Consider the following 4,625-nt stretch of genomic DNA (forward strand, 5'->3'; position numbering starts at 1 on the left):
GCTGCTGACACTGCATCCTTAGGTCTGACCTTTAATACAGGTACGAATCTTTGTACAACTACCACACCTGTGCTCAAAAGTGTCAAAGCTACCCAGGATGCGTTGATCCCTGTATTCTCACCCATCGAAGGTAAGCAGATCGTAGTGAGCTGCTGGATAAAAGAAGGGATGCAATGCGCCGGTAACACCTATGCCAATAATCGTCTCAGTATAGTAGTAAAAGGCAGCAGTGATTCCACCACGGTGATCGCTACACTTTCAGGTGCCATCATAGAAGGCTGGCAACGATACGAACAGGTGGTTACCCTGCCTGCGGGTACTACCCAGTTGTCAGTCAACCTCCAGTCATTGAATAGTATGGTTGTATATCTGGATGATCTGCGTATTCATCCTTACAATGCCAACATGCAGTCTTTTGTCTATGACCCTGTTAGCCTTAGGCTCATGGCACAACTTGACGAAAATAACTATGCCACACTATATGAATACGATGATGATGGCACCCTGATCCGTACTAAAAAGGAAACGGAACGAGGTATTAAAACGATCACCGAAAGCAGGAGCGCCCTGTTAAAACAATAACCCCATGCAAAAACTATTGCAGCAATATCAAGGCATATGGTGTATGCTGTTCCTGTTAATGGCGATGTCCATGAAAGGACAGGCACAGACAGTAACCGTTATTAAAGAAGTATTGGATGGCAGCTCAGGCCAGATAGTGGTAGGTGCCAACGTGAGTGTAAAGGATGAAGGATACTTTGATAAAGAAATACAACCAAAACTGGATACACCTTATAGTGTAAGGAATATTGTTACCCTCAGGATTAATGAATATTCCACCCTGTACCTTCCTTCAGAATTTACAGCAGCTGTGGATGTGCGGATAATTTACACCAAGGCTGATCTGACAGAGGATTCACTTACCCAGACGCTGACGCTTGATTATAATAAGACAAGCGCGTCATATACCAGCAGGAGCAGCTTTGCATTCAACAATGCACATAAGGTCACTATCAGGGTGGTTAGTATCACCTCCACGGCCAGTAAGGATATTCTACCGGCACTGTTGCTGGAAAATGAACTGGATGTACACCCGGTGTATAAAATAGCCTGTACGGATGCCGTGGATAGTGTAAGTGATAACAGTGCCGCATTGTCAGATACCAGCGATGAGCTGACGGTAACCTGGTCTGCCGTACAGGGAGCAGATGATTACGATCTTGAATGGACATACATCGATTCTACTGCATTGTACCGTTATGGTACTCCGCTTGATACGGAGTCTTTGTTTACGAATAATGCCACCCGCGTAACCGTTACAGGTACTACCTATAATATACCGCTCATGTACGATGAACCGGGATATTTGTTTTATCGTGTCAGGTCTGTACAGGAGCGGGATAATTATGTGCGTATGGAAACCCTGTGGAGCTCTAACTATATAACTGGTTTAGGAAAGTTTTATTACAGGGGGCATGAGCGTTCGCTCAACTGGCAGTCTTCCATCCAATATGCCGAAGATGGTAAGCGAAAAGTAGTGGTACAATACTTTGATGGTAGTATGCGGGGCCGGCAGACTGTCACGAAAGATAACAGTACCAATACGGCACTGGTGGCAGAAACAATGTACGATTACCAGGGACGACCCGCCATAGCTATCTTGCCTTCGCCCACATTAAATACGGCCATCAGGTATTTTCAGAAATTTAATACAGCGGCAGGAGGGGTGGAGTATGATAAGAATATGTACGATTCCTTATCTACGGCCGAAGATTACCTGACGGGTGGAGCAGATAGTATGTCTGTATTAAATGGTACGAATCAGTATTACTCTGCCAATAATCCGCTGAAGAATGAAGGCATGAACAAGTACCTGCCTGTGGGTGGTGGGTATGCCTTTGTGCAAACGGAATATACACCTGATAATACAGGCAGAATAAGCAGAGAGAGTGGGGTGGGTCCGGTATATAAATTGGGGAGCAACCATGAGACCCGGTATTACTATGGTGCGCCCGGACAGAATGAATTAGATCTCCTGTTTGGTACAGATGTAGGTGATAAATCACATTACTTTAAAAACGCGGTACAGGATGCCAATGGCCAGTTGTCAGTAACGTATGTCGATATGCATGGGCGTACCATTGCAACAGCATTGGCAGGAGGGGCGGACAGTGCCAGTCTTTCATCATTATCAGGCATTACGTCACTGACGTATGTCGATACCTTGTCTGGTAAGACCAGCAATGTATTGAAGGATCTCTCGCTGCAGACCACAAAGAGTCAGCTGGTACCCATTGAAGCTGATTATACTTTCCGCTACAAGCTAAATACCCCCACCCTGACCATTCCTGATTGTAATAATGATTCCGTAAAATACAATATATGGTATGATGTAACCATTACTATCACAGACGATGCGAATAATCAACGGCTGGGTGGTGCTGCATACGTAAAGGAATTACATAATTACACGACAGGGTCAGATCCTGTAGCGAATGCGACTGCACAGCAAATCGCTGATTCATTTACCATACATCTTCCCCGTGGTACCTATGAAATAACTAAGACACTCAGTATTAACACCGCGGCGCTGGGGTATTACAAGGACAGCATCTTCCTGCAAAAGAATCTTTGCAAAACCCTTGCGGGTTATATCAGTGATGAAGCGACTGTACAAAGTAGTACAGAGTGCATACCTGACTGCCAGGCCTGCTTTGCCAATATTGGTAGCTGGGATAGCTTCCGGACGGAGTATATGACATTAGGTAGCATTTCCGCAACTGATTCTGCTTCCTACAGAGATGCGGCTTATATCGCCTATGAAGAGGCGGTAGATGCCTGTAATGCACTATGTGACAGTGTATCTCCTGCCACAGATGTATTGACGCAGATGTTGGCAGACGTGACGCCACCTTCAGGTCAGTATGCAGTAGCTGATGATTCGCTGGCAATATTTTCCATCTTCTATAATAAGGATGAAACGGTACTGCCTCCTTACCAGCGGGATTCTGTCATCTACCTGGATGAGAATGGCAAGCGGGATACTGTGTATGATGAGCTGACTGGGGCATGGGTAATTCCTCAGGACCTTTCACCGGAGCAATTCGCCAATAAATTCAAAACTTCATGGGCAGATGCATTGCTGAAATTCCATCCGGAGTATTGTAAATACCTCACTTATTTAATATATAAGGATAGTTATGACTGGGATGAGGTAGCCAGAAAAGTAGATACCTATGATTCAGCTAATGCAAAAGGGTATATGAACCCTGTGGGGTTGGCTGACGGTACTGTTAACACGTTTAACCTGCATCAGGACAAGCAGGATCCAATTTATACAAATACCACGCTTGTTACACAGTTGCGCTACCAGGTAGGGACCAATTATAAGAAAACGGGGTACACGATGTATACCGTAGCGGCAGGGATGGTGAAATGCGTGGATTCAACCAATTCCTGTTATGATTCATATAGCACAATAAAATCTGCTTATACTGCCAGTACTAATTGTACAGCGGACCTGGATATGCAATGGCGCAATTTCAGGGAGATGTACATCAATGCCAAGCATCATATACTTGATTCCATCATTGATAAATCGTCCTGTACAGTAACGGCTTCCCAGTTGATAGATTCCGGCTACCAGCCTATCTTCAATACAGCAGCCAGTGCGCTGAGTTCCAGTGCGCCGTCTTACGCCAGTGCAACTACGGCAGCGGGTATACAGGCAGCTGAAGACGCTGTCCGGGTAGCGATGGATACGTCTTATGCTCAGAACTGCCGGAGTTATATAGCGGAGTGGGTGAAAAACCTGGCAAGCTGTAAGTATGATTCAGCGGATTTGTATGGAGTGATCATCCCAAAACTGGTAGAGGTATGTAAGCAAGGTTCTGATACTGCACATCCATTTGGGTCAAGTACAATATCTGATGGCAGCACTTATGCCTATGCAAGTTTCGAAGCAGTACTGGCAGAATACAATTCAACCCATAGTATTACCAATCCGTATGAGTGTAATGAATACATGATTACGTACCCGGCGGCCTACGATGCGCAGCCGGCGTATTATGATATCACGCTCACCAGCAAACCTGATAGTTGTCAGTGTGCGAAACTGAATTCACTGTATACAGAATACACGCTCCATGCAACAGATACAGATACTAGTTTTGCTATTTATGTGAACCGTACCCGTGGTATTAGTATGACGGATGCTGATCTCACAGCCTTATTAAATTCCTGTAGCAATAGTAGCAACACCTGTGTAAGCCTGGAGAATGCTGTTACCATTCCACCTGCATTACAGTGTTATACGGGTGAGATTTGTGTTACCTGTGCAGTGGTCGATACCTTTTACAACCAGTTCCTGCGAGCTTATCCAACATCCGTACCCACCAGGGAAGAAGGGGATACCATTCAGCAGCAGAAGAACCGGTTCTTTGTTAACTACATGAATGTAAAGCTGGGCTTTGCAAAAGAGGCGTGGGAATACCTGGACTTTATTGACAATTGTACATCGGTGACACTGGCAAAGGCATCATCCAGTGAGGCACGGAGTTCAGGTTCATCAGATACCTGTACCACGTTAAAGAACCTGGCAGTAGATTTCCTGGCCTCGCATCCGG

Annotated in this window: 2 protein-coding genes; both read left to right on the top strand. The window is 45.3% G+C overall.

Annotated elements, in window-relative coordinates; translation table 11 throughout:
- Positions 1–582 (top strand): hypothetical protein (locus BW716_RS37315; protein ID WP_179091409.1); only part of this gene is annotated, 582 nt, incomplete at its 5' end.
- Between the two features lie 4 nt (positions 583–586).
- A partial coding sequence (locus BW716_RS34360) for a hypothetical protein (protein ID WP_143709217.1) occupies positions 587–4,625 on the top strand: 4,039 nt, incomplete at its 3' end.

It is taken from the genome of [Flexibacter] sp. ATCC 35208, assembly GCF_001975825.1.
Lineage (GTDB): Bacteria > Bacteroidota > Bacteroidia > Chitinophagales > Chitinophagaceae > Chitinophaga.